The organism is uncultured Acetobacterium sp., assembly GCF_927416815.1.
Taxonomy (GTDB): domain Bacteria; phylum Bacillota; class Clostridia; order Eubacteriales; family Eubacteriaceae; genus Acetobacterium.
In genome coordinates, this window is the sequence record NZ_CAKMJU010000018.1 from 13,141 (window position 1) to 39,551 (window position 26,411).

Genomic DNA, 26,411 nt, shown 5'->3' on the forward strand with positions numbered 1-26,411 from the left:
TATGGAAATAATTATTGCAGATAAGGCTGGTTATTGCTTTGGAATTGAAAATGCCATGAAAATGGTAAGCGATACAATCGCATCAGGTCAGCAAAATATATACAGCTTAGGACCGATCAGTCATAACGCTCAAGAAACCAGGCGCCTGACTGATCAGGGGGTTAAGATAATAGTGGATGAAGATCTAAAAAACATTGAAAGCGGCTGTATTATCCTTCGATCTCACGGAGTTGGCAAGAAAACCATAGAAGCGATTAATCATAAAGGCCTTCGGGTTATCAATGCCACCTGCCCCTTTGTTCGAGCCGTTCAAAAAAAAGTGGAAAAATATGATGCTGCCGGTTATCAGGTTGTCATTGTCGGCGATAAAGATCATCCGGAGGTGATTGGAGCTAAGGGCTGGTGTCAAAATAAAGCTTTAATAATTAATGATATAAATCAGTTGGAAAATATTGAAAGTTATGATAGAATATGTATCGTGGCTCAGACCACCATCATCGAATCCAGATTCAATGAAATTTGTGATGCGATCCGGTCGAGAGTCAATGAAGTCGTTATATTTAATACTATTTGCAGAGCCACCGCTGAAAGACAAGCAGCGGCAGCGAAAACTGCAAAAGCAGTAGAATATATGATTGTAATCGGTGGATACCACAGTTCGAACACACAAAAACTGGCGGATATCTGTAAAGTCGATTGCGAAAAAACTTGTCATATAGAAACCATCCGGGACTTAGATTTCACTGAAGTTAAGAAATATCAAAAAATTGGTATTACCGCAGGGGCATCAACACCGGATTGGATCGTTAAGGAGGTATTGGAAGGTATGGAAGAGCAAAACAAAATTGCTGAGGAAAACGTAGTCGTAGAAGTGGCGACTGAAGAACAGCCAACTGTTGTAGTTGAGGAAGTGGTGGAAACCATTGAAAAAGACGAATATGATGATGCTAATTTTGATTTCGCAGCAGAAATTGAAGAATCATTAAAAACAATTCGTCGGGGTGCTGAAATCGAAGGCGAAGTAATTCACATTGCTGAAGATGAAGTGATCTTAAACATTGGCTACAAAGCAGATGGTATCATTAAAAAGAATGATTTCACATGGAGAAGCGATGAGGTATTATCTGAACTTGTACAATTAGGAGACAAAGTTTGGTGTATCGTAACTGATTTAAATGAAGGTTCAGGAAATGTCAAACTTTCAAAAATCAAATATGATAACCGTCTCGTACAAAAACAGTTAAGTGACGCCTTTAATAATAAAACGATCTTAGAAGGAACAATCAAAGATATTTCTGGAAATGGTTTAATCGTTGATATCGGGTTTACTGATATTTATATGCCAGCATCACAATATCATGTCCGTTACGTCAAAGACTTGAACACCTTAATCGGTGAAAAAGTTAAGGGAATCATCATTGATTATAACCCCAAAAGACGTCGTGCGATTCTTTCTCAAAAAATTATTCTTGAAAAAGATATGAAAGAACGTCGCGAACAAGTCAAAGAAATGAAAGACAAACGTTTTGAAGAATTAAACGTCGATGATGTCGTTAAAGGGGTGGTTAAAACCATTACCAATTTCGGAATCTTTGTTGATCTTGATGGCATTGACGGTTTTGTGCATCGTTCAGACCTGACCTGGGAAAAAATTAATGAGCCAAAAGACATTGTCGAAAAAGGCCAGGAAATTGAAGCTAAGGTTATTGCTAAAAATGAAGAAGACAAAAAAATAAAATTAAGCGTCAAAGCATTAATGGATCGTCCTTGGGATGATTTCGTTGCTAAATATAATGTTGATGATGAAGTTGAAGTTACCATTACTAATATTTTAGATTTTGGTGCCTTTGCTGAAGTGATTCCAGGCGTTGAAGGTTTGATTCACGTTTCTGAAATCAGCTATAACCGGGTTGAATCGGTTGCTTCAGTATTAAACACAGGGGATGTATTAACGGTGAAGATCATCGGTATTAACCCTGAAAAAGAAAAAATCAGCTTAAGTAAAAAAGCGACTGAAGAAGCGCCAGCACGTCCGGCTCCAACAGCACGAAGCAGCAATAGTAGCAGCAATGCCAGCTCTGGCGATCGTGACAGAACCAGTAACTACGGTGGCGGAGACAGAAACCGCAGACCGCAACAAAGCCATAACAGCAATAACAATCGTAACAAAACAGTTTACGAAGAAACTGCTAATGTAACCCTCGGAGATGCATTCGCTGATATGTTCAGCGGTCTTACTTTCGAAGACAGCGAAGACGATAAATAAGAACTGACTTTTTAAAAGACCCAATCTCTGGATTATTTCTGGAGATTAGGTCTTTTTTTTAACAAAAAAACGATTTTCCTATTGAAAAATTAAGATTTCGTGCTATAATGACATTAAATCCCGGTGGAATACTCGGAAATAATCCAGGGAGGTTAAAGCACTTGAGACTTTCAACAAAAGGACGATATGGTGTACTGGCCATGGTGGAACTGGCGCTTCAATACGGAGATGGACCAGTTTCAATAAAGGAAATCGCCGAAAAACAAAGTTTTTCAGATTCATATATGGAACAGCTTTTTTCCACCCTAAAAAATGCCGGATTGGTAAAAAGTATGAGAGGAGCCCGGGGCGGTTATGTTTTAGCCCGGGATCCTAGCGACATTACCGTAGGTGAAATCATCAGAGCGCTAGAAGGGCCGATCGAACTGGCGGAATGCATTGATGGTGGCGGCCAGCAAGTTTGCTCAAAATCACCAGAGTGCGTCACTAGAGGGCTTTGGAAAGATATAAGTGACAGCATTAGTAATATCATTGACAATCGATCATTACAGGACTTATTAGGAAAATAAGCCAGAAAGAGGTATAAGTTATGAAACGAATTTATTTAGATCATGCAGCAACAACACCGGTTGATCCGACCGTTGTCGAAACGATGTTGCCATTTTTTACTGAATATTTTGGGAATCCTTCTTCGGTATACACAGAAGGTAGAGGGGTTAAGAAAAGCATTGAAGCCGCCCGGATCCAGATTGCCAAAGCTATTAATGCTGATCCCCGCGAAATTTACTTCACCGGAAGCGGATCAGAAGCGGATAACTGGGCGATAAAAGGGATAGCGATGAAAAATCAGGCCAAGGGAAAACACATCATCACCTCGACCATTGAGCATCATGCGGTTCTCCATACCTGTGAATACCTTGAGAAACAGGGTTTTGAAGTAACTTATCTACCAGTTGACGAATACGGGCTGATTTCCTTGGATGATTTACGAAATGCAATTAGAAAAGATACCATATTAGTGACGATTATGTTTGCTAACAATGAAATCGGAACCATTGAACCGATCAAGGAAATCGGCGAAATTGTAAAGGAAAAAGGAATTATTTTTCATACCGATGCCGTCCAGGCGCTGGGCAATATCCCCGTTGATGTAAAGGATCTAAATGTCGATCTACTCGCTATTTCGGCGCATAAAATATATGGACCTAAAGGGATTGGGGCACTTTTTATCAGAAAGGGAGTTCCGATTGATAATTTAATCCACGGCGGTGCTCAGGAACGCAAGAAACGCGCCGGTACTGAAAACACTGCTGAAATTGTAGCTTTTGGTAAAGCAGCCGAAATGGTGACTGAGCAGCTGGCAGAAAATGCCGCCCATATGAAAAAATTAAGAGACCTGTTAATTAAAGGAGTAATGGATAATATTCCTCAGGTTCGGTTAAATGGACATCCCGAGAAGCGCTTGCCTGGAAATGCTAACTTTTGTTTCGATTACATCGAAGGTGAGTCGATCCTGCTTAGCTTGGACATTATCGGGGTAGCAGGCTCGAGTGGATCGGCTTGTACATCGGGTTCACTGGATCCCTCGCATGTCTTACTGGCGATAGGTTTACCAGCGGGGGTAGCCCATGGATCGCTAAGACTTAGCATTGGCAAGCATACAACCGTCGAGGACATCAACTATGTAGTTGAAAACCTGATCCAGATTATTGAACGGTTGCGAAAAATGTCCCCGATTAACGCTGATTGTCCGATTGATGATGCGGTCTTTGATAAAGCCGAGCATCACCATCACTAAAAATAAATTAGATAAAAATATAATTAAGGAGAAAATAAAATGGAATATACAGATGTAGTAATGGAGAATTTTACCTGTCCCAAACATGTGGGCGAGATTGAAGGCGCAAATGGTGTTGGTCAAGTGGGCAGCCCAGCCTGTGGCGATATTATGAAAATCTTCTTAAAAATTAATGATGACGGCGTCATCGAAGATGCTTCTTTCAAAACCTTTGGATGCGGTGCAGCCGTGGCAAGCAGCAGTATGGCAACCGACATGATCATCGGCAAGACCATTGAAGAAGCGGGAAAATTTAAGAACTCCGATGTGGTTGATGCCTTGGGCGGATTGCCAGTCGAAAAAATTCATTGTTCAGTGTTAGCCGCTGAAGCCATTCAGGCGGCTATTCAAGATTATCATAATAAGAAAGCCCAATAACAAAGCATTGTAAAAAAAGCATCCTAAATAAAAAGACGCAGTTTCTATTTACTGGAGACCGCGTCTTTCTTTTGATGATTATAAAGGGAGGAAACCATGAAAAACAATAAACTCTTTCAGGTATCGACGCTGGCAGCATTTCAGAATAAAGGCTATGACGGACAGATATCGATAAAAAACATGTTGTCCTATGGCGATACCGGGTTTGGTACCTATGATAAACTAAATGGAGAAATGATTGTCTTGGATGGAGTGGCTTATCGCGCCGTGGGAGACTGTTCGGTAGAAGTGGCAGATTTATCGGATACAACCCCCTTTGCGACCCTTGGCGTTTTGGAAAAAAGCAAAGAACAGGTGCTCGAGATAAATGGAGATATGAGTCAACTGATAGCAAATCTAAACAAGTCTATTGATAACACTGAAAATCCAATATTGAGCAGAATCTCAGGCCGGTTTGAGATCATCGAGATCCATGGGGTATGGGCTCAAAGCCAGCCCTATCAAGAGCTGGACAAAATTGTCAGTGAGCAGTCAGTGCTGGTTCTTGAAAAGATTAGAGGCTCTCTGGTAGGTATTTTCTGCCCCGACTCGGCGCGCGGATTAAATGTGATAGGGTGGCATTTTCATTTTTTATCAGAAGATAAAAAAATCGGCGGCCATGTCAATAATCTCATCGCGGCTTCTCTAAATATTAAATTTAAGATCACAGAAAAACTAGCCATTATATCAAAAAATGATTGAAAAGTTGCTATTTTATCATGAATAAAAGAAAAAACAACGTTGCCATAAAAAAAATAATAGGGTAAGATATGCATATGACAGAAAAGGAAAGGAACACGAAATGAAAGCGAATATTTTGCTCAATGTGGAAGTTGTTTCGCAAAAGACAGGGCGACGACATGGATTGGTCAAGAGTCTGGTGGTTGTCAATCATGTTGTAAAATATCTGGTGATCAATCCCGGGGGAATTTTCTCACAGGCACAGTTTTTTAAACCAGAAAATATAATCGACGTTAATTATAAGCGTCTGATTATTGAAAATGAGAAAGTCATTATCAAGGCAAAAGGCCGGAAGGTTAAGGTCTATCTGGATGAAGCATTTCCGCTGATGGATTATCCGGTGGTCGATAAAAATAGGGAGTCTTTTGGTCATGTGGTTAATGCGACCATTGAAGCGGAAACCTTTGTTATTACCGAATATGAAATTTCACGAAGTTTTTTTGATGATATTGATTATGGGTTTGCTATTATTCCGGCCAGTGAATTGTGTTATCAAGATCAGGTGCTCTACTACGAAAAAGAAATGTATAATTTGGAATTCAAAAAACAGGGAAGTGGAATCGCCAATAAACTTCTGGGGGTAAGATAAATGGACAATTCATCGATAAAAAAAAGATTGCTATTTCTCAATCTTATCGTTGTCGTTATCATTGGTTCACTTTGCTTTTTTATCTGGCCAACTTTGGCCGGTATGTTTGCACCGTTTTTCTTTGCCATCGTGTTGGCCTATTTACTTAATCCTCTGGTTCGAACGCTCGAAAACAAAGGGTCAAATCGGGGGACGGCGGTACTGATCGTTTTCTTTGCGGTATTAGCAGTGGTGACCGGCGCTTTTATGAGCTTTGTCCCCAGTCTGATTACCAATATTGCCAGTATGATCAAGAGCATTCCAAATTTTGTTGAGCAAACCCAAATCTACATCACCGATTTGTCTGACTATATTTCAAATTTTACCGGCTATGACATTACCCAGTTTTTTAACCTCGAACAGGTTCTGGGAAATGTGATCCAGGGCTTTGCAACAGCGCTCCAGGGGATTTCTAATGCTATTTTGCAAAACAGTGGCCAGCTGATGAATGTCATCATTGTGCCATTGGTAACAATCTTTTTACTGATTGATAAGGAACTTTTTATCAAGGGCATTATGTATCTGGTGCCATTGCAGTATCGCAACAGCATGCTTAAAATGTGTTGTGACATTGATCTGGTCATTGGTGGTTTTATTAAAGGACAGGGCTTAACTTCCCTGATCGCCGGGATTGCGACGGGGATTGGCGCTTTTGCGCTTGGCTTACCCTATGCAACTATTATTGGGGTAATTGCTGGCATAACGACGATGGTACCTTATTTTGGCCCGGCGGTAGGAACCATCGTGATTGTGGTGCTGGTATTGTTTATCAATCCCTTGATGATTATTCCGATGCTGATTGTCATTGGGGTGGTTCAGGTGGTCTGTGGTAATTTTCTGGCTCCGGCGCTGATGTCTGGCAATGTCGGCCTCCATCCGGTATTTATTATCTTTTCGATTTTCTTTTTTGGCGCCATGTTTGGGGGCGTAGGGATGATTATGGCGGTACCGATGGCTGGAACGATTAAGGTAATTGCCGGATATGTTATTGCCTTATTTGCCTCAAAGGACGTTACTGATCTAAAAAAGGATTGACATTTAAATAGGGAATTAATATAATCATTCACACAGGTTAATATAAGAAATGCATCGAGAACGAAGGCTCTAAAAATAACTATTGCAGAGAGAGAGACGTGGCTGAAAGTCTTTTATAGTTGCTTTAGGGTTGCCCCGTTTGAGCAGCTGAGAAGAAAACTTGAATTTTACATTCATTGAGTATTTTTAGTCGGGAAACCGTTATTGATAAAGTGAGTTGCCAATGATTGTTTGGCGGCTAAATTGGGTGGTACCGCGGATTAAACCGTCCCTTGCAGACTTGCAGGGGATTTTTTTTTTAATAACAAACTAAGAACATCACATGTTGACAAGCAAAAATAAAAAATTGATAAGGAGAAAAAATGAAACCACTAGGATTAAATGAAATCAGAGAAAAATATCTGGCATTTTTTGAAGAGAAAGGACATCTGCGATTAAATAGTTTTCCACTTGTGCCAATTAACGACAAGAGTCTGTTATTAATCAACTCGGGGATGGCACCGCTGAAACCCTATTTTACCGGCGATGAAATCCCGCCCAGAAATCGGGTGACCACCTGTCAAAAATGTATCCGTACGCCGGATATTGAAAACGTCGGAAAAACTGCCCGACATGGAACCTTTTTTGAAATGCTGGGCAATTTTTCTTTTGGTGACTATTTCAAAAAAGAGGCGATTCCCTGGGCCTGGGAATTTTGCACTGAGGTTATGGAAATTCCGGCAGACAAGATCTGGATCACCATTTATCTGGATGATGATGAAGCCTTTCAAATCTGGAATGAAGATGTTGGGATTCCCAAAGAAAAAATTGTTCGGTTGGGAAAAGAAGATAATTTCTGGGAGCATGGCCTGGGACCCTGTGGCCCTTGTTCCGAGCTCTATTTTGACCGCGGCGAAGAATACGCGTGTGACAGCCCCACCTGTAGTGTTGGTTGTGATTGCGACCGTTATGTCGAATTCTGGAACCTGGTCTTTACCCAGTTTGATAAAGATGAAGCTGGCAATTATAACCTATTGCCAAAACCAAATATCGATACCGGGATGGGACTAGAACGTCTGGCGGTAGTGATGCAGGGAGTCGGGACGATATTTGAAATTGATACGGTTGGCCATGTGCTTAATTATATTTGTAAAAAAGCTGGGGTAAACTATGGCGATGATCCTCAGGACGATATCTCCATCCGGGTTATCACCGATCATATCCGTAGTGTTACCTTTATGATCGCGGACGGTGTGATGCCCGGTAATGAAGGTCGTGGTTATGTTTTGCGCCGACTGTTGCGTCGGGCTGTTCGTCACGGAAAATTATTGGGTATTAAAGATCTGTTCCTTTATGATGTAGCCAAAGAAGCGATTCGGGTTTCAGAAGGGGCGTATCCCGAACTGCGAGAAAAACAGGATTTCATTCAAAAGCTGATTCGGATTGAAGAAGTACGGTTTAAAGAAACCATCGATCAGGGTCTGGCGCTGTTAAATAAAGAACTGGATAAGATTATCGAAATGGAAGAAACCGTATTTCCAGGTGGTGGGGCATTTAAACTCTACGATACCTATGGTTTCCCCTATGATTTAACCAAGGAAATTGTTGAAGAGCGAGGACTGACCATTATTGTCGAAGACTTTGAAAAAGAAATGGAAGCCCAGCGAGAACGGGCACGACAAGATCGTCTCAATAGCGATTTAGCGGTCTGGGCTGATGATCCCTTTAATCCGCTGGGAGCAGAGGCAGTCAATACCTTTGTTGGTTATGACAACCTCGAAGCGGAAGGCACCATCATCGGGCTCTATGTGGGTGAAACCCTGGTGGATCAAGCCAAGGCTGGCGATGAGGTACTGGTATTGCTCGATCAGACCTCCTTCTATGCCGAAAGTGGCGGCCAGACTGGTGACCATGGGATCATTCAAAAAGGTGATGGCCTGATTGAAATCAATGATTGTAAAAAAGGCAGCCTGGGTCGCCATATTCACGCAGGTACGGTGAAGTCAGGAACCTTTAAGGTCGGTGAAAGTGTGATTGCCGAGGTTGACAAAGATTTGCGCGATGCTGTGCAGCGCAACCACACCTCGACGCATTTATTACAAAAAGCTCTGAAACAGGTTTTAGGCGATCATGTCGAACAGGCCGGATCATTTGTATCCCCAGAGCGGTTGCGTTTTGACTTTAATCATTTCCAGGCGATGACTCGGGATGAAAAACGGCAGGTTGAAGAGATTGTCAACACAGCGATATTAGCGGCTTATGAGGTGTCTATTTTTGAAACCGATATTGATCAGGCCAAAGAATTAGGAGCAACCGCTTTATTTGGCGAAAAATACGGCGAAATTGTTCGCGTCGTCAAGGTTGGTGACTTCAGTACTGAGCTTTGTGGTGGTTGTCATATCAACAATTCTTCCAAAGTGGGGCTTTTTAAAATCATCAGTGAAGGTGGCGTTGCTGCCGGGATTCGTCGAATTGAAGCGGCAACCGGTTTTAATGCCTGGCACCTGGTTGAAAAAATGGATGATACCCTGGTTGAGGTATCCAATTTGATGAAAACCAATCCTGATCAACTGCTGGAAAAAGTAACCGAAATGGCCGAAATCAACAAACAGAAGGAACGCACCATTGCCGAACTGAAACAGAAATCTGCCGGCAATGCGATTATCGATATCCATCAGAAAATGATCGTCATTAGTGGGGTTCAGGTTACCATTGCCGAAGTTGACAAAATGCCGATGGAAGAGCTGCGCACCATCGGAGATTTACTCAAAGACCGGATGGGATCAGGTGTTGTGCTGCTGGGGAGTGCCCTGGATGGCAAGGTTAATTTTGTTGCAACAGCCACTCCAGATGTTGTCAAACGCGGCTTCCATGCTGGTAAAGTCATCAAAGAAGTGGCGACACTAGCCGGTGGAGGTGGTGGTGGACGTCCTGATATGGCGCAAGCTGGGGGGAAACTTCCGGAAAAATTGGCAGAATCACTGTCAAAGGGAGAGACGTGCATTCGCGAGCAGTTAAATTAATTGATTAAGAAAATGAAAAATTACATCATTTGACTTGTCTTTTCTTTTCCTTTGGGTTAAAATGATATAAATTGATTGTGAAGGAGGTCTGATGACAATGGGAGAAAATACGGTGATTGATCGAGGAACCATTATGTTCGAGGTCGATAGCGAAAAGTCTCAGAAGATCGACGAAGTGATGCGCAATGTACATAAGGCTCTAGTTGAAAAAGGGTATAACCCCGTCAATCAAATTGTAGGTTATGTCATGTCAGGAGATCCGACCTATATCACAAGTCACAGAGAAGCGCGAAACGCCATACAGAAAATTGAACGCGATGAGTTGCTTGAGGAACTTGTCCGACGTTACTTAAAGAGTATTTAGTAGGCTGATAAATTGGGGCTGTCTCAACCGAGGCAGTCCTATTTTAGTTCAGGCAAGGTGAGGGTTAGCGCAAAAACTCGCGGACATTTTGTTTGTGGTTAGGAACGATTTTAAGATGAAAATCAATAAGTTAGGCAATACCGGTATCATGGTATCGCGCATGTGCTTTGGTAGTTTGACGATTGGCCCCCTCCAAAAAAATAAAACCCTTTCGGAAAGCCGGGAAATCATCGCGGCTGCTTTGGACGGCGGCGTTAATTTTTTTGATACCGCGGATTTATACAATAACTACGATCACCTACGGGCAGCGATCCAAGTAAAAAAGGATGTGGTCATTGCCACAAAATCCTATGATTATACGGCGACGGGCGTTCGTAAAAGTCTGAGTCGTGCTCTTTCTGAACTGGGGCGGGATTATGTTGATCTTTACCTGCTCCATGAGCAGGAAAGCCAAAAAACCGTTGCAGGTCATTGGGAAGCCATTGAGGCGCTGATGGTTGAAAAACAAGCAGGAAAAGTAAGAGCCATTGGCATTTCCACCCATCGGGTCGAGGGTGTTTACGGGGCTAATCTGTTTCCCGAACTGGATGTGATTCATCCGCTGATTAATCTAACCGGCATCGGCATTGAAGACGGCACCGCTGAAGAAATGACAGCGGCCATCCATCAGGCCAAAAAATTGGGTAAGGGCATTTACGCCATGAAACCTTTAGGTGGCGGCAATCTGCTTTCCCGGAAACAGGCCAGTTTTGAGTATGTTTTAAATTTGGCCGATCTCGACGCGATTGCGATTGGGGTTCAATCGGTTAACGAAGTGTTGTATAATGTTAAAAAATTTAATGGCGAGACCATATCGGTGGATTTAGAGGCGGCGGTCTCGCATGCTTCAAAGTCACTACATATCAGTAACTGGTGCACCGGGTGCGGGGAATGTGTGAAGCGCTGCAAGCAGCGAGCCTTGGCTTTGGTTGGTGGAAAAGCTCAAGTTGATCAAAAAAAATGTGTACTCTGCTGTTATTGCAGTTCCGCATGTAAAGACTTTTGTATTAAAGTGATTTAGCGCAATGATAACAAATAGATGGGATTATGAATGGAAAGAATTTTAGGAATTGATGTTGGCGACAAACGGATTGGGGTTGCTGTAACGGATCCTTTGCAGATTACCGCCCAGGGGGTAATGACCCTCAAGCGAAAGACCCGCGATGACGATTTAGAAGCATTTCGCGAGTTGATTGCAAAATATGAGATCAAAAAAGTGGTGGCTGGTCTACCGCTTAACATGGACGGTTCAGAATCGGCTCAGACCCGGAAAACAGTGAATTTTTGTCAGTTTATCAAGAAACGGTTAAACATTGAAATTATCTATATTGATGAACGTTTAACCTCGTCCTGGTCTGAAAAAGTGCTGATCGAAGGAAATGTTTCCCGGGAGAACCGCAAGGATTATATTGACATGCTGGCAGCCCAAATCATTCTGCAATCCTATATGGATCGCGCTGTTAAATAATTTGTAAATAATGAATTATTTAAGCATGAAAAGGTATAATTTAAAGATTATGAGCGAAAAAATAAAATTGAAAGAGAAGTTGATATGGAAGAAAAAATAATTTTAGAAGATGAAAATGGCGTTGCAAGAGAGTTCGATTTAGAAGTTTCCTTTTCTCTCGGAGAAAAGACTTATGTGCTTTTAACTGAAGGCGAAGAAAGTGATGATGTGTTTGCTTTCTTTATCGATGAAGACGAAGATGGTGAAATTTTAGTTCCGGTTGAAGATGAAGCAGAATTTGCCTTAATTGAAGCCGAATATGATCGTATCATGGACGAAGAATATGAAGATGAAGATGAAGACGAAGATGACGATGACGGTGAAGTTGAGTAAATGCCCCCTTGTTAACGGGCCTTTTTAGCCGAACGAATCGTTTCATTGTCAAAGTAATGATTAACCAGGAAGAGACAGCCGCTCATGTGCCTAACAGCAGTCGCATGAGTGAGCTTCTTGTTTTTGGGATCCAAACTTCTTGTCGAGTTAATCAGAATTCATCAGGATGAGTAGATACTGGCTAAATTTGTTATGCAACACAATGCTGTCAAGGCGTTTTTGCTAGATCGCGTAATAATCGGTAAGCGACATGTTTATTGGGTCAATGTCATAGTCTGGGAATAGAGATCCGTGCGCTTTCCTGTGATATTGATGGAGTAAATATAGAAATTATCAGAGCATTACCTGTGACTGTTTATCAGAGGAGACTTTAAAAAGAGGTGTGACCACCATGAATAACGAAAAACAAATCGTGGATGCACTCAGAAAAAGAGGGAACAAATTAACCCCTCAACGTCTGGTCACCATTGAGGTTCTGTTGACCTTTAGGGAACAGCATTTTAGTGTTGAAGAATTATTCCTTGGTGTTAAACAGCGCAATCCTGAAGTGGGAATGTCGACCATTTATCGAACGGTGCAAATATTAGAAGAAATGGGACTCATTACCAAACGTAATTTTGATGATGGCTTTGCTCGCTACGAACTCTGTGAGCTCGATGAAAAGCACTGGCATCATCATTTAATCTGCTTAGAATGCGGAAAGGTAATCGAAATGCAAGACGATTTCCTGGAAGCTCTGGAAAAAGAAATAGAAGAAAGGAAAGAATTTATAATAATCAATCACGAACTTAAGGTGTACGGATACTGTTCGGATTGTTGTGCCATAACGAAAGGAGAATAATTTGACTGAAAATAAAAACTTAATAACGACGGAAGCCCAACAACTGGAGGGTCGTTCACGATCAAGACGAAAGCCGCAACCTCAGAAAAATAAAGATAAGTTGAGGCTAATACCCTTGGGCGGTTTAGGCGAAATCGGAAAAAATCTGAATGTCTTTGAATACAAGGATGATATCATCCTTGTCGATTGCGGGCTGAAGTTTCCAGATGACGATATGTTTGGAATTGACATTGTTCTGCCAGATTACACTTATATTTTGGAGAATCAGGATAAGGTTAGAGGGGTTGTCATAACCCATGGGCATGAGGATCACATTGGGGGGCTTGTTTATCTGCTGAGAAAGATTAACATCCCCATTTATGCGACGAAGTTTACCATGGGTCTGATTGATAAGAAGCTCAAAGAACATGGTTTACTTACCAAAACCACTCGAATTATTGTCAAGCCCAAAGAACGGATTGATATTGGCGAGTTTAACGTCGAGTTTATTCGCGTCAATCATAGTATTGCTGATGCCGTCGGACTGTGCATCAAATGTGCAGCAGCTACGGTTGTCCACACCGGGGATTTTAAAATAGACTATCATCCAATTGGTGGCGAAGTAATCGACTTGCAGCGATTCGCTAAAATTGGATCCCAGGGTGTCGATCTGCTAATGTCAGATAGCACCAATGTCGAAGGAGCCGGATTCACGCCATCGGAAAGCACTGTGGGACCAACCTTATATAACTTGTTTCGAGGAGCCAAAGGGAGAATAATCGTAACAACCTTTGCTTCTAATGTCCATCGTCTGCAGCAGGCCATTGATGCCGCAGTAGAATATAATCGAAAGGTTATTATTTGCGGACGAAGCATGGAAAACGTTAGTGAAGTGGCGATGGATCTTGGTTATCTCAAGGTTCCTCCAAATGTATTAGTTCAATTAAGAGACATCAAAAAATACAAAGATAAAGAATTAGTGATCATTACGACCGGCAGCCAGGGTGAACCGATGGCTGCTCTGGGACGAATGGCATTGGGTGAGCACCGTCACCTGACCATAAAAAAAGAGGATATGGTTATCATTTCAGCATCTCCAGTACCGGGAAATGAAAAAATGGTTTCTGAAGTCATCAATAAACTGGTTGAACTGGGATCAGACGTTGTATATGGACGTTTTGCCGAAATTCATGTGTCAGGCCATGCCAGACAGGAAGAATTAAAACTAATGATTACCCTGGTTAAACCGAAACATTTTCTGCCTGTTCATGGCGAAAGTCGGATGCTTATGCAGCATGTTGAGCTAGCTCAAAACGTTGGGATGAACAAGGAAAAAACCTTTATCGCTGAGAATGGAAATATCCTGGAAATTGATAAACGCACCGCTCAAATTGTCGGCAAAACCCAGGCTGAACCCGTTCTGGTTGATGGCTTGGGAGTCGGAGATATTGGTAATATCGTTCTCAACGACCGGAAACGATTGTCAGAAGATGGTCTCTTTATTGTAGTTTGTACCATGCACAAGGGTAAAGCGGTTTCAGGACCAGATATCATCTCGCGGGGATTTGTTTATGTGAGAGAGTCAGAAGAACTCATCAACAATGCCCGGGAAGAGGTAAAGAAAGCCTTGATTTCTTGTGAAGAAAAGGGTATTATTGACTGGAATTCGATTAAAAACGTCATCCGTGAAAGTCTATTTAAATATCTTTATGCAAAGACTCAGAGAAAACCGATGATACTCCCCATTTTGATGGAAGTATAGATTCAAGCAGGCGATTGTTTGAGATGCATTTCTGTAATAATTGCCGATAAAATTTAAAAAATAGGAGTAGTATATGAACGTCTATGATGAAGCCAATAATTTGGCACGAGCCCTCAAAGAATCCACGGAATACAAGAACTTTTTAGAATCGAAACAAAAGCTCGAACAAGATCCCGAAAAGTATGAAATGGCCAAAGATTACATGCGCCGACAAATGGAAATTCAATCCTTCCAGATGTTGGGAAATGAATTAACCGAGGAACAGATCACAGCCTATAATACGCTAGCCAACACGATTATGGGTATTCCTGAAATCGCCGAATTTTTTCAAGCCCAGATGCATTTTTCAGTAGTTTTTCAGGACATTACCGACATCATGGCAAAAGCTGTCGACTTGGATATGGGTCTGTTTGATTCAGAAGAAGAAGGCTGTGGCATCTAAACAACCATTTTAAATAGAACGATTCGAAAAGAATATAGGTGCCACCTAATTAGCGGTCCTATATTCTTTTTATGGTTTAAGAAATGAAAGGAAGGTGAAAGGATGAGCAACCGAACAAGCCAAACCAGACAAGCGCCGCGAAAAAAAACAGGAAAACTGATTGCCATTATTCTATTATTATTAGTCGTATTTGGTGCGACTGGGGTGTTTAGCTTTAATTATTTTATTGGACAAATGTTAGAACCAGTCGGTAATGGAGAGCTTGTCTATGTTGAAATAGAGCAAGGTGCCATTATCAGCGAAGTCGCTGAGCTTTTGGCTGAAAACAACTTGATCAGGGATACTTTTGCCTTCGAGATGTTAGCTAAGAAAGATAAAACTGCCCACCAGATCCAATCCGGCTATTATGCTTTTAGCCCGGCAGAATCAGCCCAGCAGATTCTCGATCGTCTGATCACCGGCGATGTCGCAGATGCTACGGTTACGATTCCCGAAGGTCGCAATATTTCCGAATTTGCTAAAATATTTGAAGAAAAGAATATCTGCGACGCCGATGCTTTTATCGAAGAATCCAAAAAAGTGGCAGAATATCAAAAAGAATATTCCTTTCTCAGTAGTATTCCCCTGACTGAAAAAGAAGGGATTAATCGAACGCTTGAGGGTTATCTATTTCCTGATACCTACACCTTTTCCCCAAACACTGACCCTGCAAAAGTGGTCACTGCGATGCTGGATCGTTTTGAGGAGGTATATGATCAAAAGCTGTTAAAACAGACGAAAGAAATGGACAAAACAGTGGATGAAATTGTGATCATGGCTTCTATTGTTGAATTAGAGACGAAATTTGTTGAGGATAAGGCTAATGCTGCCAGTGTCTTTTACAATCGGATCGCCGAGAACATGCCGCTTCAATCCGACATTACCGTCGATTATGCCCGGGGTGAAAAAACTCCCGTACTAACAACTGAACAAACCAAATTTCCGTCACCCTATAATACCTACATCAATACCGGACTGCCCTTTGGACCGATTTGTTCCTTTGGGGAAACATCGTTAGAAGCGGCTTTAAATCCGGCTAAAACAAGCTATTTATATTTTGTTGCCGATATGGACTCGGGAAAGATCTATTTCAATGAAACCTATGATGAGCATTTAGAAGATGTGCAAAGATATATGGGAGACTGATTAAGACGTCGAGAAATGTTAATCAGCCCCTATTACTAAGGGGTTGCAATAAAAAAAGATTGAAGGCCAGACAGTGAGTGAAATTGTACAAGATTACATTGAGGATTATATCAGAGGGTTAATACCAGCTGATTGTCTGCAAATAGAAGAATTCAGGCAAAGAGCCCAGGAGACTGATATTCCGATCATCCATAAAGAAGTTCAGAAGCAGATCGAATTATTAATCACCGCCCAAAAAATCCAGTCCGTTCTTGAGGTCGGTACAGCCGTAGGATTTTCGGCATCTGTCTTTGCTATAGCAATGGGTCCGCGGGGACGGGTGGATACCATCGAACGAAATTTTAAGATGGTGGTTCAGGCAGAAGAAAATATTAGTAGCTTGGGTCTTAACCATCAGATTAATCTGATGGTTGGCGATGCCCAGGAAAAACTGGCAGAACTTGATCAAAGCTATGATATGATTTTTTTGGATGGCGCCAAAGGTCATTACATCCATTTGCTAGACGATTGCCTGCGGTGTTTAAAACCCGGCGGACTATTAATTTCTGATAATGTTCTGTTTAAAGGGATGATCGCCAGCAACGAATTGGTGATCCGACGGAAAATTACCATTGTCAAACGGATGCGGGTATATCTGGAAACCATCTCCAACCATCCCCAACTAATTACCAGTATCCTGCCACTGGGTGATGGTTTGGCGATCAGCTTAAAAAAGACGATTAAGGACGAAGCTTCGTGTTGTCAAGCGTAGTGGAATCTAAGAAAAAGAACGGAGATACAGCATGAAAAAACCGGAACTACTGGCACCGGCGGGAAATTTTGAAAAACTTAAGTATGCCCTCCATTACGGTGCCGATGCGGTCTATTGCGCCGGCCAGAGATTTGGGCTGAGAGCAAAGGCTGACAATTTTGACCTGGCAGCTCTGGCCGAGGCGGTTAGCTATGTGCATGAGCGCGATAAAAAAATATATGTTACCCTCAACATGATTCCCCACAATGCAGATTTAGACGGTCTGCCTGAATATGTAAGCGAACTGCAAGACCTGGGTATTGATGGCGTGATTGTAGCCGATCCCGGGGTTTTTTCTGTGGTTCAGGAAGTGGCTCCGGCTTTAAAAATATCAGTCAGCACCCAGGCCAATAATACCAACTGGCGCAGCGTTGCATTCTGGCACGCCCAGGGTGCCAAACGGATTGTGCTGGCCAGGGAACTGGGTCTTAACGAGATCCAGGAAATCCGTGAAAAAGTGTCACCAGAAATGGAGATTGAGATCTTTGTTCATGGCGCCATGTGTATCTCCTACTCCGGACGTTGTTTATTAAGCCATTACATGACCGGCAGAAATTCAAATCAGGGCGATTGCGCCCATCCCTGTCGGTGGAAGTATCATCTGATTGAAGAAACCCGGCCAGATGAAGTCTTTTCGATCGAAGAGGATGCCACCGGTTCCTTTATTTTTAACTCCAAGGATTTGTGTCTGATCGATGAAATTCCGGAATTGATGGCAGCAGGGGTGGACAGCTTTAAAATCGAAGGCCGAATGAAAAGTCTCTATTACGTGGCCACTGTGGTATCGGCCTATCGTAGTGCCATTGATTACGCCTATGATAATCCCGAGCTAACAAAACTCGGTGAGGGCTATTATGATGAGTTGACAAAGGTCAGCCACCGCAATTATACCAAAGGCTTTTATAGCGGTAAAACAACATCAGTGGATCAAAATTACGGCACCAGCAGTTATACTCGCCACTATGATTTTGTCGGTCTGGTTCTGGAATACGATGAAACCACCGGGATGGCCTTAATTGAACAGCGCAATAAGGTCGTTTTGGGTGATCAGATCGAGATCATGATTCCTGGCAAAGGTTTTTTTACGCAAAGAATTGAGATCTTGACCGATAAATCCGGCGCAGAAATCGAGTCTACACCTCATCCCAAAATGCGTTACTATTTAAAGATGCAGATGCCAGTTAAAGCGATGGATATCATCAGAAAACAGGAGCTAGTTTGATAGAAATATAACAATTAAAAATGATTTTCGTTTACAGCAGAGATCGAATAATATTCTTGAGAAATGTTATTGACACCGCATTATTAAGGTGCTATAATTCAGAATGTTTCAGGAGTGTACTAGGTTAACATCGATGCAGATGTTTGCTAGCATGCTGTTGTAGTAGACTCGGATTTATCAAAGGTGATAATAGATAGAGCCTATCTTGTTATGGCCTTTTTTTTGCGCAAATTTTGCCTGTTGGCGTTTGTCTTATCGAGTTAGAAGGAGAAAAAATGTATAATTTCGATCAATTGCTGAGTTTGTTCAGTGTGCTGTTGTTATTGGTGGTCGCGTTTAGTTTCATTAACGAAAAAACTATAAAACTGCCCTATGAAATTGGTCTGGTTGTTTTTGGATTTATCTTTGTTGTTATTTATATCATTGGCCGGAACTTGAATATTGTCCATTTACCAATGGAACTTGTAAATCTCTACCGGGAATTTAATTTTACCGATTTTCTCTTTAAAGGTGTTTTGTGCTTTATGCTCTTTAGCGGGGCATCACGGATCGAATTTGGCGATTTTAAAGCCGATAAATTCCTGATTGGGAGTATGGCAGTTATCGGAACACTGGTATCTACAGTTGTTTATGGTCTCTTATTTTTCGGCTTGGGCTATCTGATCCATGTCAATATCTCCTTTCTGGAAGCCTGTTTACTGGGCTCAATCGTTGCACCGACCGATCCAATTTCGGCGATGAGTATTCTGGCAAAGGCCGGATTACCGAAGCGAATCGGCCTGATTATTGAAGGGGAAGCCTTGTTCAATGATGGCGTCGCCGTGGCTATTTTTGCCACCCTGCTAACAGCCTTAAAACTGTCTGCCAACAGTGTCTCAGTCATGAGTTTTACGTGGGGACTAACCACTGAAATTCTCGGTGCAGTGGCTGTCGGCTTTGTTGTTTCCTTCCTGTTATTTGAAATATTCAAACGATCAAATGACAATTTTATCAAAATATTCACCAGTCTTCTGACGGTGATGCTGGCATATTTGATTTGTGAATACTTTGTTTTCTCAGGACCGATTGCCGCAGTCATTTGCGGACTTTACTATGCGACTGGAATCGCCGGAATGAAGCGAAAAAATCACAGATGTATGTCTGAGGAATTACATAACTTATTCTATTCTTTCTGGTCAGTGGTGGATAACCTCTTAAATGGCATCTTATTCCTGTTAGTTGGCGTCTTATTACTGAATATCAAGAACATCAACACCCTCTCGGTCGGGATGATTTTGACCATCGCCATCGGAGCGATTGTATTTAATACGATTGCTAGAATGGCTGGGGTATATGCATCGATGATTTTCAACAAAAACCCGCCAGAAGGTAAGGGTATGAAAAACCCTAAATTCATTACCTTTATGACCTGGGCAGGTTTAAAAGGCGGTCTCTGTCTGGCCTTGATTATGGGTACTAGCATCTCTTTGACGACGCCAATCTATAATCTGTTTTTAGTGGCAACCTACGCCATTGTCCTCTTTACAACGGTGGTACAGGGATTGACGGTCGGCCAGGGCTATATATTGCTTAGTAGAAATAAGAGGAACAAAGTCAAACCGCAAAAGAAAAAGATAAAAATAGCTGGTAATCCAGCGAAATAAACTGATTTTATCGATGCTTTTATAGGAGTTCTTGTCCAGCAATATTTTATGACCGGAAAGGTAACCCTACTTGTTAATAAAACCGGGTAAGGTTATAATAAGTAGCGAACGTAAAATAAAGAACAAGCAAGTTGGAGGTGTCATGAGAATATATATTGCCGCTTCATGGAAGCATCAGCATGCCGTTGAAATGCTGACCGATTTACTAGAAATCCGGGGTCATACCATTTTGTCCTGGATCCGCGAGGGACGGCCGGAAGAAGCCTTCCTTTCGCAAAAAGAGCTGAAGGGTTTTATTGAGTCGCCTGAAGGGTCGCGAGTTTTCAACTTTTGTATTGATTCGGTCACCAGTGCCGATCTAATTATCTATATTGGTCCATCCGGCTGTGATGCCTGGGCCGAAATCGGCGCTGCCTACGGATCAAAGATTCCGGTTTTTGGATTGCTGGCCAAGGCCGAGCAGGTGGGGCTGATGCGCCATATGATTAAAGACTGGTATCGCTCGATTTCGGAGTTGATGGCAGCAGTGGATGCCATCAAGTAAGAAACAGACACGATGTAGCGAAAAATCTTAACAGTATCAACGGACAGTAATGTTTGTTGATACTGTTTTTAGTTTAGTCTATACAAAAAAAAGTGACTGTGGGATAATAAATAAAACGGATACGAGTGAGGACGCACAAATGAGAATACTACATACTGCCGATTGGCATTTAGGAAAAAATATTGAAGGTCACAGCCGGATCGATGAGCAGGCCTGCTTTCTGGCGGACTTTGTTAAAATAGTCAAGGACGAAAAAATAGATCTATTGATCATCGCTGGGGATGTTTATGACAGCTATAACCCACCGGCCAGAGCCGAGGAATTGTTTTATGAGACCCTAAAGCAATTGTCCGACGGCGGGAAACGACTGATTCTGGTGATCGCCGGCAATCACGATAATCCCCAGCGTCTTGAAGCGCCGGGACCGCTGGCCCGTGATCATGGGATTTTGATGGCCGGGGTGCCCAAAACGATCATCCCAACCGGGGCCTATGGTAAGCATCAGGTGGTGGCATCAGGAGCAGGTTATGTGGAGCTGGAAATTAACGGAGAACGGGCCGTGATCCTGCTGTTGCCCTATCCCAGCGAAAAACGGCTTAACGAGGTTTTATATGATCTGACCACCGCCGAAGATCAAAATCAAAAGTCTTACAGTGATCGGATTCATAACTATTTTTCGCAACTGGAGTGCCATTTCAGAGACGATACCATCAATCTGGTGACCACCCATATCTTTGCCATGGGCAGCCAAGAAGCTGGATCAGAGCGGACCATCCAACTGGGCGGCACCTATATTGTCGATGGCCAGTGCTTTCCCGAAAAAGCCCATTATATCGCGCTGGGACATGTTCACAAACCACAGGTGATTCCTGGCACCGATGGCCGGGGACGTTATGCTGGTTCGCCACTCCATTTTAACCGCCGCGAAATTGCCTATGGAAAAAAATGCATGGTGGTGGAAATTATCGTTGAAGCGGGCGTTACCACAAAAAATGAGATCCGCGAAATCGAGCTAAAAGTTTACAAGCCGATCGAGGTCTGGAAATGCGAAAACGTCGATGCCGCCATTGCCAGATGCCAAGCCAACCGGGAGCGATCCTGCTGGGTTTATCTAGAAATTGAGACCGATCACTATATCCGGGAAGATGAGATTAAAAAAATGAAGGCTCATAAGGATGATATTCTGGAGGTGATCCCCAAGCTGACCACTTTAGAAACCGAGGCCAGTCTGGAAGCATTGACCGAAAAATCATTTGGCGATGTATTTAAAGAATTTTACCGCCGGGAACGGGGCACCGAAGCTGATGATGAGGTTCTGGAATTGCTGCTTTCGTTGGTTGTAGAGGAGGCAAAACGATGAGACCGATCCGACTAAGAATTAAAGGGATTAACAGCTTTCAGGAAGAACAGCTGATTGATTTTAAGACCCTGACCCAAGCCGGTATTTTTGGTATTTTCGGACCCACCGGCAGCGGTAAATCGACCATTTTGGATGGTATTACCCTGGCGCTTTATGGCAAACTGTCCCGAAACAGCAGTAATTACATCAATGTCAACGACGAAAAGGCCAGCGTCGTGTATGAATTTATCATCGCCGGGCAGGAAGAGAAAACCTATCAGGTCAGCCGCGAGTTTAAGCGCAATAAAAATGAAGGCATCAATCAGGGGAAATGTCAGCTGCTGGAATTAAGACCCGAAGGGGCATTGGTGCTGGCGGACAAAACCACCGAAGTAACCAATGCCTGTGAAGAAATCATTGGTTTGGGTCTGACCGATTTTACCCGAACCGTGGTGCTGCCCCAGGGAAAATTCAGCGATTTCTTAAAGCTCGAAGGAAAGCCCCGTCGGGATATGTTGGAACGGCTTTTTAACCTATCCAAATATGGTGATGAACTCTCCAATCGCCTTAAATTAGAGCGGATCAATGAGCTTGAAAAGCTCAACCAGATCGTCGGCAGCATCAAGACCTATGAAGGCGTTAGCCCAGAAGCGCTGGCCGAAAAGCAGAGCAGCTACGAGCAGAACCATCAGCAGCTCAAAGAAAACCGCGAACGCTTTGAACAGTTGAATAGCCAATTATCAGAAGCTAAGCTTTTAATGGATTTACTCACTGAGCAGAAGAACGCCACAGATGAAGTCCGAAATCTTGAAACCAGGCAAATCGAAATCACCGAAAAAGAGCAGCAGCTGGCGCTGGGCAAAAAGGCACTGGAAGTGCGGCCTTTTATGGAAGCTTTTGAAACCCTCAAAAACCAGGTTGAAGAGAGCCGCTGTAGTCTGATTGGCAGCGAAGAAAAACTGGTAGAGCTGCTTGTTAAAAAAGAAGCTTGCGAGAATAATTTTAATCAAACCGATGACTATAAAAGCGAAAATCTTTTTAAATTTCAAAGCAAACTGGAAAAGGTGGCTGATGCCATGATTTGGAAAGAAGCCCAGTTAGCGCTAGAAACGGAAATTCGTGAACTGAATAAAAAAATGGATACAAAAAATCATCACAAGATCAACCTGGAAAATGATAAAACAAGACTGACTCAAGAAATCGAAAAAGTAAAAAAACAACTTGAGGGGCAACGTAGCGAGGAAAAGAAGTGTCGGATCGAACCGGATCATCGCGAAAAAATTACCCGGGGGATTACGATTACAGAAGAAACTAGCCGGCTGAATAGCGAAATCGAAAGCGATGAAAAGCGTCTCAAGAAAAATCAGACCGAAATAGACCAGCTTCTCGAAAACGAGAAAAGCCTTGAAGAACAAAGGCAGGCACTAGCAAGCGAGCTGTCAGCAGTTGATCAGGAGCTTAAAGCCCATGAAGCGGCTCGTCCGGCTACCTGGGACAGCATCAGAACGGAAAAAGATGAGATCATCCGCATCAAAAATATTTTTCTCAAGCAAACGGCTGGCAAGGTGAGCCTCACCGCCCAGGAAAAGCAGATTGATGCCCTGGTTCAAACCATTGAATCGAAAAAGGCTATTGAAAAGCTGTTAAAAGAAAAAATGACAGCAGTAGAAAAACAACTGACACTGTTGGAAAACAAAAATATGGGACATAAACTCAGAGAACAGCTTTGTGATGGACAACCATGCCCGGTTTGCGGCTCAACCGAACATCCGTTGACGGTCTATCCAGAAGAATCGGATGATGCGATCCGGGTGGAGGTCATCAATAATACCTATTCGCAGCAGCAAAAGGAATTGGCAGAAATAACCGCAGAAATTGCCCAACTAACCGGCAGTTTTACCATTTTAGTTGAAAATCAGAAGAATCTAAAAACTGAAATCATCAGTCTTGGCCAACCCATTCCTGAAGGCCAACCAGAGTTACTAGAAGCCACCAATACGGAGTTGATTAAGTCTCTGGAAGACTGGGAAGTGTGGCAAAAAAAACAAGAAACCCGGAGTCATGAAATAAAAAACCAGTTGTTAAGACGGGAAGGCGATCTTAAAGAAAAAACCGCAAGCAGACAAGCATTGATGCTGCAAAACCTAGAATTGGAGGAGCTGAAAAAGAATCGCGAAGCAGCATTTAGACAGCTGATGGCAGAAGCGACGGACTTAAAAATTAAGCTTAAGGTGCCAAAAGCCTTTGATTTTCACGCCGCCAATGAAACCATTAAAAAGATGGATGCGCGGCGGGGCGAATTGATGGATAGTCTCGAAATTCTGGAAAAAGGACTTGCTACCGATCGGCAGCAGCTCGAAAAACTGGGTGAAAGCATTCATGGCATTAACCGTCAGGTTCAGGAATTCTTGCTGCTGATTGGCGAAAAGGCCAGACAGTTTAAAGAAAAAAGGACTGCTATCGAAGAGAAGCTGGGAAAAGATTATGAGCTAAAAGAGCTGGGTGAATTAAAAGATAAATTTATCGGGAACATCAAATGGATTGAAAATGCTTGGACCACGGCAAAGCAAAAGCTCGAGACTGCCCGGCTAGAGTATCAAAAAACTGAGGAAGCAGTGACCATAAAAAAAGCTAATCTTAAGACCCTGCAAAGGCAATTTGAGATTAATCAGTCAGCCCTGAAAAAGCAGTTAGACAGCCTGGGTTTTAAAGATCTGACCACTGCCGAAAATTCCTGGATAGCGGATGACAGTATAAAAAAGCTGGAAACTGAGATTGCCGGTTATTACCAGAATTGCACCAAATTAAGTGGCAAGCTGGAAGACCTGAATAAAAAAATTAATAACAGGGAAATGACCGCAGCGGCTTATGATGAGATCGTTACCTCCCATCAGTTGTTAGAAGAAAGTATTGAGCAGCAGAAGGCCCTGGAAATTCGCTTAAAAAGCAGTATTGACGAGCTGGAAAAACGGCTCACGGAGCTGGCAAGCTATTTAGTAGAAAAGGAAAAGGTCGATCACCGGCTGGCACTGATTGCCGATTTGGAAAAGCTGTTTGCGGGAAAGCGCTTTGTTGAGTTTGTGGCTGTTTCCCGGCTCAAGTACATTTCCATTGAGGCATCTAAACGGCTTACGGAGATCAGCAACGGCAATTATGGGCTGGAAGCCGATGATGAGGGTAAATTTATTATTCGGGACTACAAAAACGGCGGCGCCGCCCGCGATGCTTCAACATTATCAGGCGGCGAAACCTTTCTGGCCTCCTTATCACTGGCCTTGGCGCTTTCCGCTGAAATACAGTTAAAAGGACGGGCACCACTGGAATTTTTCTTCCTCGATGAGGGCTTTGGCTCCCTTCATGAAGATGCTCTGGAGGTGGTGATGAATTCGATTGAAAGGCTCCATAACGACCGCCTGAAGGTAGGGATCATCAGCCATGTGGAATCGATCAAGAACCGGATGCCGGTCAAACTGCTGATTACCCCGGGGGAAGCTGGCGTTGGTGGCAGTAGGGTGCGGATTGAAAAATAAAACGGATTGAAAAATGTATTGAAATATAAAGAAATGAAATATTAAAAGGACTAAGATGACAAAGAATTATACGATAAAATATTCAAAACGAAAAACACTAGGCCTCTATATTACCAAAAATGCTGAAATCGAGGTCCGGGTGCCCAAGGCAACCCCCAAAAAAGTTATTGAGGATTTCGTAAACCAGCATCAGCACTGGATTAACTCCCACCAAGATGCGGTGGCTAAACGGTTGGCGGAACGGGAGAATTTTGAGCTGCGATTTGGCAGCAACCTGCTTTTTCTGGGTCGTGAATTGCCGCTGGTGCCAGTCGAAAAACCGATCTTTGGCTATGATGGACAGCGTTTCTATGCTTATGGCGAGATGTCAGCCGAGGAATTAAAAGCCAGTCTGGTGGGTGTCTACCGAAGGCTGGCAAAAAAGGTGCTCAGCACGATGGTCAATGAGTTAGCAAGGCATATGGGTCTTAAACCCAAGGCCGTCAAAATAAACGGTGCCCGAACTCGGTGGGGTTCCTGCTCCAGTGCTGGCAATCTTAATTTTTCATGGTATCTGGTGATGGCTGAAGAAACCACCATTCGCTATGTGGTGGTTCACGAGCTGGCCCATCTGCTAGAAATGAACCATTCTCCCAACTTTTGGGGAATTGTAGAGAAGGTTTTGCCTAATTATAAAGCGGAACGGGAAAAACTAAAAAATCTCCAGAAAAAATTGAGTGTTCAGAGCTGGGAATAAGCGAGACTATCTCGCTTATGAGGTTGTCGCTAAACTACCGTACCGACCAATTGTTAATCTGTTGTTCGCCGCGCCATGCGAAATTCGCTACGCTCCTTTCGCACTGGTCGCGGGCAGTCGCCAACTACAAGCAAGCTTGTGATTGGCTCGTTGCCTGCGCGCAGAATCGGACAGGCTCTGCTGTGTCCGCTCCGATGCGTAGGGTCTGACCCCTAGGTCACAACATGAT

At 42.9% G+C, this 26,411-nt stretch carries 24 protein-coding genes and 1 other annotated feature; all 24 genes read left to right on the top strand.

Annotated elements, in window-relative coordinates:
- The first annotated feature begins 1 nt into the window (after window position 1).
- The 24 genes from QZ998_RS02675 (at window position 2) to QZ998_RS02785 (ending at window position 26,182) form a co-directional block, all read left to right on the top strand.
- Window positions 2-2,266, top strand: a complete 2,265-nt coding sequence (locus QZ998_RS02675; RefSeq protein WP_296557789.1) for a bifunctional 4-hydroxy-3-methylbut-2-enyl diphosphate reductase/30S ribosomal protein S1 — start codon at window positions 2-4, stop codon at window positions 2,264-2,266.
- A gap of 161 nt (window positions 2,267-2,427) precedes the next feature.
- Window positions 2,428-2,835: an Rrf2 family transcriptional regulator gene (locus QZ998_RS02680; protein ID WP_296557790.1), complete on the top strand. Its 408-nt coding sequence runs from the start codon at window positions 2,428-2,430 to the stop codon at window positions 2,833-2,835.
- A 20-nt stretch (window positions 2,836-2,855) separates the two neighbouring features.
- Window positions 2,856-4,064, top strand: coding sequence for a cysteine desulfurase NifS (nifS, locus tag QZ998_RS02685; RefSeq protein ID WP_296557791.1), 1,209 nt, complete (start codon window positions 2,856-2,858; stop codon window positions 4,062-4,064).
- Window positions 4,065-4,103: 39 nt separating this feature from the next.
- Window positions 4,104-4,481: an iron-sulfur cluster assembly scaffold protein gene (locus QZ998_RS02690; protein WP_296557793.1), complete on the top strand. Its 378-nt coding sequence runs from the start codon at window positions 4,104-4,106 to the stop codon at window positions 4,479-4,481.
- A gap of 96 nt (window positions 4,482-4,577) precedes the next feature.
- On the top strand, window positions 4,578-5,222 hold the full coding sequence (locus QZ998_RS02695; protein ID WP_296557795.1) for an acetolactate decarboxylase: 645 nt from the start codon (window positions 4,578-4,580) through the stop codon (window positions 5,220-5,222).
- A 100-nt stretch (window positions 5,223-5,322) separates the two neighbouring features.
- Window positions 5,323-5,850, top strand: a complete 528-nt coding sequence (locus QZ998_RS02700) for a hypothetical protein (protein ID WP_296557797.1) — start codon at window positions 5,323-5,325, stop codon at window positions 5,848-5,850.
- The gene (locus QZ998_RS02705) at window positions 5,851-6,924 is read left to right on the top strand and encodes an AI-2E family transporter (RefSeq protein ID WP_296557798.1); all 1,074 of its coding nucleotides are present in this window, start codon (window positions 5,851-5,853) and stop codon (window positions 6,922-6,924) included.
- Between the two features lie 45 nt (window positions 6,925-6,969).
- Window positions 6,970-7,200, top strand: a binding site (T-box leader).
- A gap of 86 nt (window positions 7,201-7,286) precedes the next feature.
- The gene (gene alaS, locus QZ998_RS02710; RefSeq protein WP_296557800.1) at window positions 7,287-9,926 is read left to right on the top strand and encodes an alanine--tRNA ligase; all 2,640 of its coding nucleotides are present in this window, start codon (window positions 7,287-7,289) and stop codon (window positions 9,924-9,926) included.
- 112 nt (window positions 9,927-10,038) lie between these two features.
- The gene (locus QZ998_RS02715; RefSeq protein ID WP_026396169.1) at window positions 10,039-10,290 is read left to right on the top strand and encodes an IreB family regulatory phosphoprotein; all 252 of its coding nucleotides are present in this window, start codon (window positions 10,039-10,041) and stop codon (window positions 10,288-10,290) included.
- 115 nt (window positions 10,291-10,405) lie between these two features.
- Window positions 10,406-11,350 carry an aldo/keto reductase gene (locus tag QZ998_RS02720; protein WP_296557801.1) on the top strand — a complete coding sequence of 315 codons (945 nt, stop codon included), beginning with the start codon at window positions 10,406-10,408 and terminating at the stop codon, window positions 11,348-11,350.
- Between the two features lie 30 nt (window positions 11,351-11,380).
- Window positions 11,381-11,797 (top strand): Holliday junction resolvase RuvX, encoded by a 417-nt coding sequence (gene ruvX, locus QZ998_RS02725; RefSeq protein ID WP_296557803.1) that lies wholly within the window; start codon window positions 11,381-11,383, stop codon window positions 11,795-11,797.
- An 84-nt stretch (window positions 11,798-11,881) separates the two neighbouring features.
- Window positions 11,882-12,169, top strand: coding sequence for a DUF1292 domain-containing protein (locus QZ998_RS02730; RefSeq protein ID WP_296557804.1), 288 nt, complete (start codon window positions 11,882-11,884; stop codon window positions 12,167-12,169).
- A gap of 8 nt (window positions 12,170-12,177) precedes the next feature.
- Window positions 12,178-12,339, top strand: a complete 162-nt coding sequence (locus QZ998_RS16850; RefSeq protein ID WP_366512380.1) for a hypothetical protein — start codon at window positions 12,178-12,180, stop codon at window positions 12,337-12,339.
- Between the two features lie 221 nt (window positions 12,340-12,560).
- Window positions 12,561-13,010 (top strand): Fur family transcriptional regulator, encoded by a 450-nt coding sequence (locus tag QZ998_RS02735; RefSeq protein ID WP_296557805.1) that lies wholly within the window; start codon window positions 12,561-12,563, stop codon window positions 13,008-13,010.
- Window positions 13,011-13,053: 43 nt separating this feature from the next.
- Window positions 13,054-14,751 (top strand): ribonuclease J, encoded by a 1,698-nt coding sequence (locus tag QZ998_RS02740; RefSeq protein WP_296557849.1) that lies wholly within the window; start codon window positions 13,054-13,056, stop codon window positions 14,749-14,751.
- Between the two features lie 73 nt (window positions 14,752-14,824).
- Window positions 14,825-15,193 (top strand): YlbF family regulator, encoded by a 369-nt coding sequence (locus tag QZ998_RS02745; RefSeq protein WP_296557807.1) that lies wholly within the window; start codon window positions 14,825-14,827, stop codon window positions 15,191-15,193.
- Window positions 15,194-15,295: 102 nt separating this feature from the next.
- Window positions 15,296-16,378 (top strand): endolytic transglycosylase MltG, encoded by a 1,083-nt coding sequence (gene mltG, locus QZ998_RS02750; protein WP_296557809.1) that lies wholly within the window; start codon window positions 15,296-15,298, stop codon window positions 16,376-16,378.
- Between the two features lie 73 nt (window positions 16,379-16,451).
- Entirely contained in the window at window positions 16,452-17,129 is a 678-nt protein-coding gene (locus tag QZ998_RS02755) for an O-methyltransferase (RefSeq protein ID WP_296557813.1), read from the top strand.
- Window positions 17,130-17,160: 31 nt separating this feature from the next.
- Window positions 17,161-18,390, top strand: coding sequence for a U32 family peptidase (locus tag QZ998_RS02760; RefSeq protein ID WP_296557814.1), 1,230 nt, complete (start codon window positions 17,161-17,163; stop codon window positions 18,388-18,390).
- A 275-nt stretch (window positions 18,391-18,665) separates the two neighbouring features.
- Window positions 18,666-20,033 (top strand): cation:proton antiporter, encoded by a 1,368-nt coding sequence (locus tag QZ998_RS02765; protein WP_296557816.1) that lies wholly within the window; start codon window positions 18,666-18,668, stop codon window positions 20,031-20,033.
- Window positions 20,034-20,175: 142 nt separating this feature from the next.
- Window positions 20,176-20,577 (top strand): hypothetical protein, encoded by a 402-nt coding sequence (locus QZ998_RS02770; RefSeq protein WP_296557818.1) that lies wholly within the window; start codon window positions 20,176-20,178, stop codon window positions 20,575-20,577.
- A gap of 139 nt (window positions 20,578-20,716) precedes the next feature.
- Window positions 20,717-21,937 (top strand): exonuclease SbcCD subunit D, encoded by a 1,221-nt coding sequence (locus QZ998_RS02775; RefSeq protein ID WP_296557820.1) that lies wholly within the window; start codon window positions 20,717-20,719, stop codon window positions 21,935-21,937.
- The gene (locus QZ998_RS02780; RefSeq protein WP_296557821.1) at window positions 21,934-25,446 is read left to right on the top strand and encodes an AAA family ATPase; all 3,513 of its coding nucleotides are present in this window, start codon (window positions 21,934-21,936) and stop codon (window positions 25,444-25,446) included. Before QZ998_RS02775 ends, QZ998_RS02780 begins: the two co-directional genes overlap by 4 nt.
- A 55-nt stretch (window positions 25,447-25,501) precedes the next feature.
- Window positions 25,502-26,182, top strand: coding sequence for a SprT family zinc-dependent metalloprotease (locus QZ998_RS02785; protein WP_296557823.1), 681 nt, complete (start codon window positions 25,502-25,504; stop codon window positions 26,180-26,182).
- The last annotated feature ends 229 nt before the right edge of the window (window positions 26,183-26,411 follow it).

Coding starts and splice junctions, on each gene's coding strand:
- QZ998_RS02675 (WP_296557789.1), top strand. CDS start 2: ATGGAAATAATTATTGCAGATAAGGCTGGTTATTGCTTTGGAATTGAA.
- nifS (WP_296557791.1), top strand. CDS start 2,856: ATGAAACGAATTTATTTAGATCATGCAGCAACAACACCGGTTGATCCG.
- QZ998_RS02690 (WP_296557793.1), top strand. CDS start 4,104: ATGGAATATACAGATGTAGTAATGGAGAATTTTACCTGTCCCAAACAT.
- QZ998_RS02695 (WP_296557795.1), top strand. CDS start 4,578: ATGAAAAACAATAAACTCTTTCAGGTATCGACGCTGGCAGCATTTCAG.
- QZ998_RS02700 (WP_296557797.1), top strand. CDS start 5,323: ATGAAAGCGAATATTTTGCTCAATGTGGAAGTTGTTTCGCAAAAGACA.
- QZ998_RS02705 (WP_296557798.1), top strand. CDS start 5,851: ATGGACAATTCATCGATAAAAAAAAGATTGCTATTTCTCAATCTTATC.
- alaS (WP_296557800.1), top strand. CDS start 7,287: ATGAAACCACTAGGATTAAATGAAATCAGAGAAAAATATCTGGCATTT.
- QZ998_RS02720 (WP_296557801.1), top strand. CDS start 10,406: ATGAAAATCAATAAGTTAGGCAATACCGGTATCATGGTATCGCGCATG.
- ruvX (WP_296557803.1), top strand. CDS start 11,381: ATGGAAAGAATTTTAGGAATTGATGTTGGCGACAAACGGATTGGGGTT.
- QZ998_RS02730 (WP_296557804.1), top strand. CDS start 11,882: ATGGAAGAAAAAATAATTTTAGAAGATGAAAATGGCGTTGCAAGAGAG.
- QZ998_RS02735 (WP_296557805.1), top strand. CDS start 12,561: ATGAATAACGAAAAACAAATCGTGGATGCACTCAGAAAAAGAGGGAAC.
- QZ998_RS02745 (WP_296557807.1), top strand. CDS start 14,825: ATGAACGTCTATGATGAAGCCAATAATTTGGCACGAGCCCTCAAAGAA.
- mltG (WP_296557809.1), top strand. CDS start 15,296: ATGAGCAACCGAACAAGCCAAACCAGACAAGCGCCGCGAAAAAAAACA.
- QZ998_RS02760 (WP_296557814.1), top strand. CDS start 17,161: ATGAAAAAACCGGAACTACTGGCACCGGCGGGAAATTTTGAAAAACTT.
- QZ998_RS02765 (WP_296557816.1), top strand. CDS start 18,666: ATGTATAATTTCGATCAATTGCTGAGTTTGTTCAGTGTGCTGTTGTTA.
- QZ998_RS02770 (WP_296557818.1), top strand. CDS start 20,176: ATGAGAATATATATTGCCGCTTCATGGAAGCATCAGCATGCCGTTGAA.
- QZ998_RS02775 (WP_296557820.1), top strand. CDS start 20,717: ATGAGAATACTACATACTGCCGATTGGCATTTAGGAAAAAATATTGAA.
- QZ998_RS02780 (WP_296557821.1), top strand. CDS start 21,934: ATGAGACCGATCCGACTAAGAATTAAAGGGATTAACAGCTTTCAGGAA.
- QZ998_RS02785 (WP_296557823.1), top strand. CDS start 25,502: ATGACAAAGAATTATACGATAAAATATTCAAAACGAAAAACACTAGGC.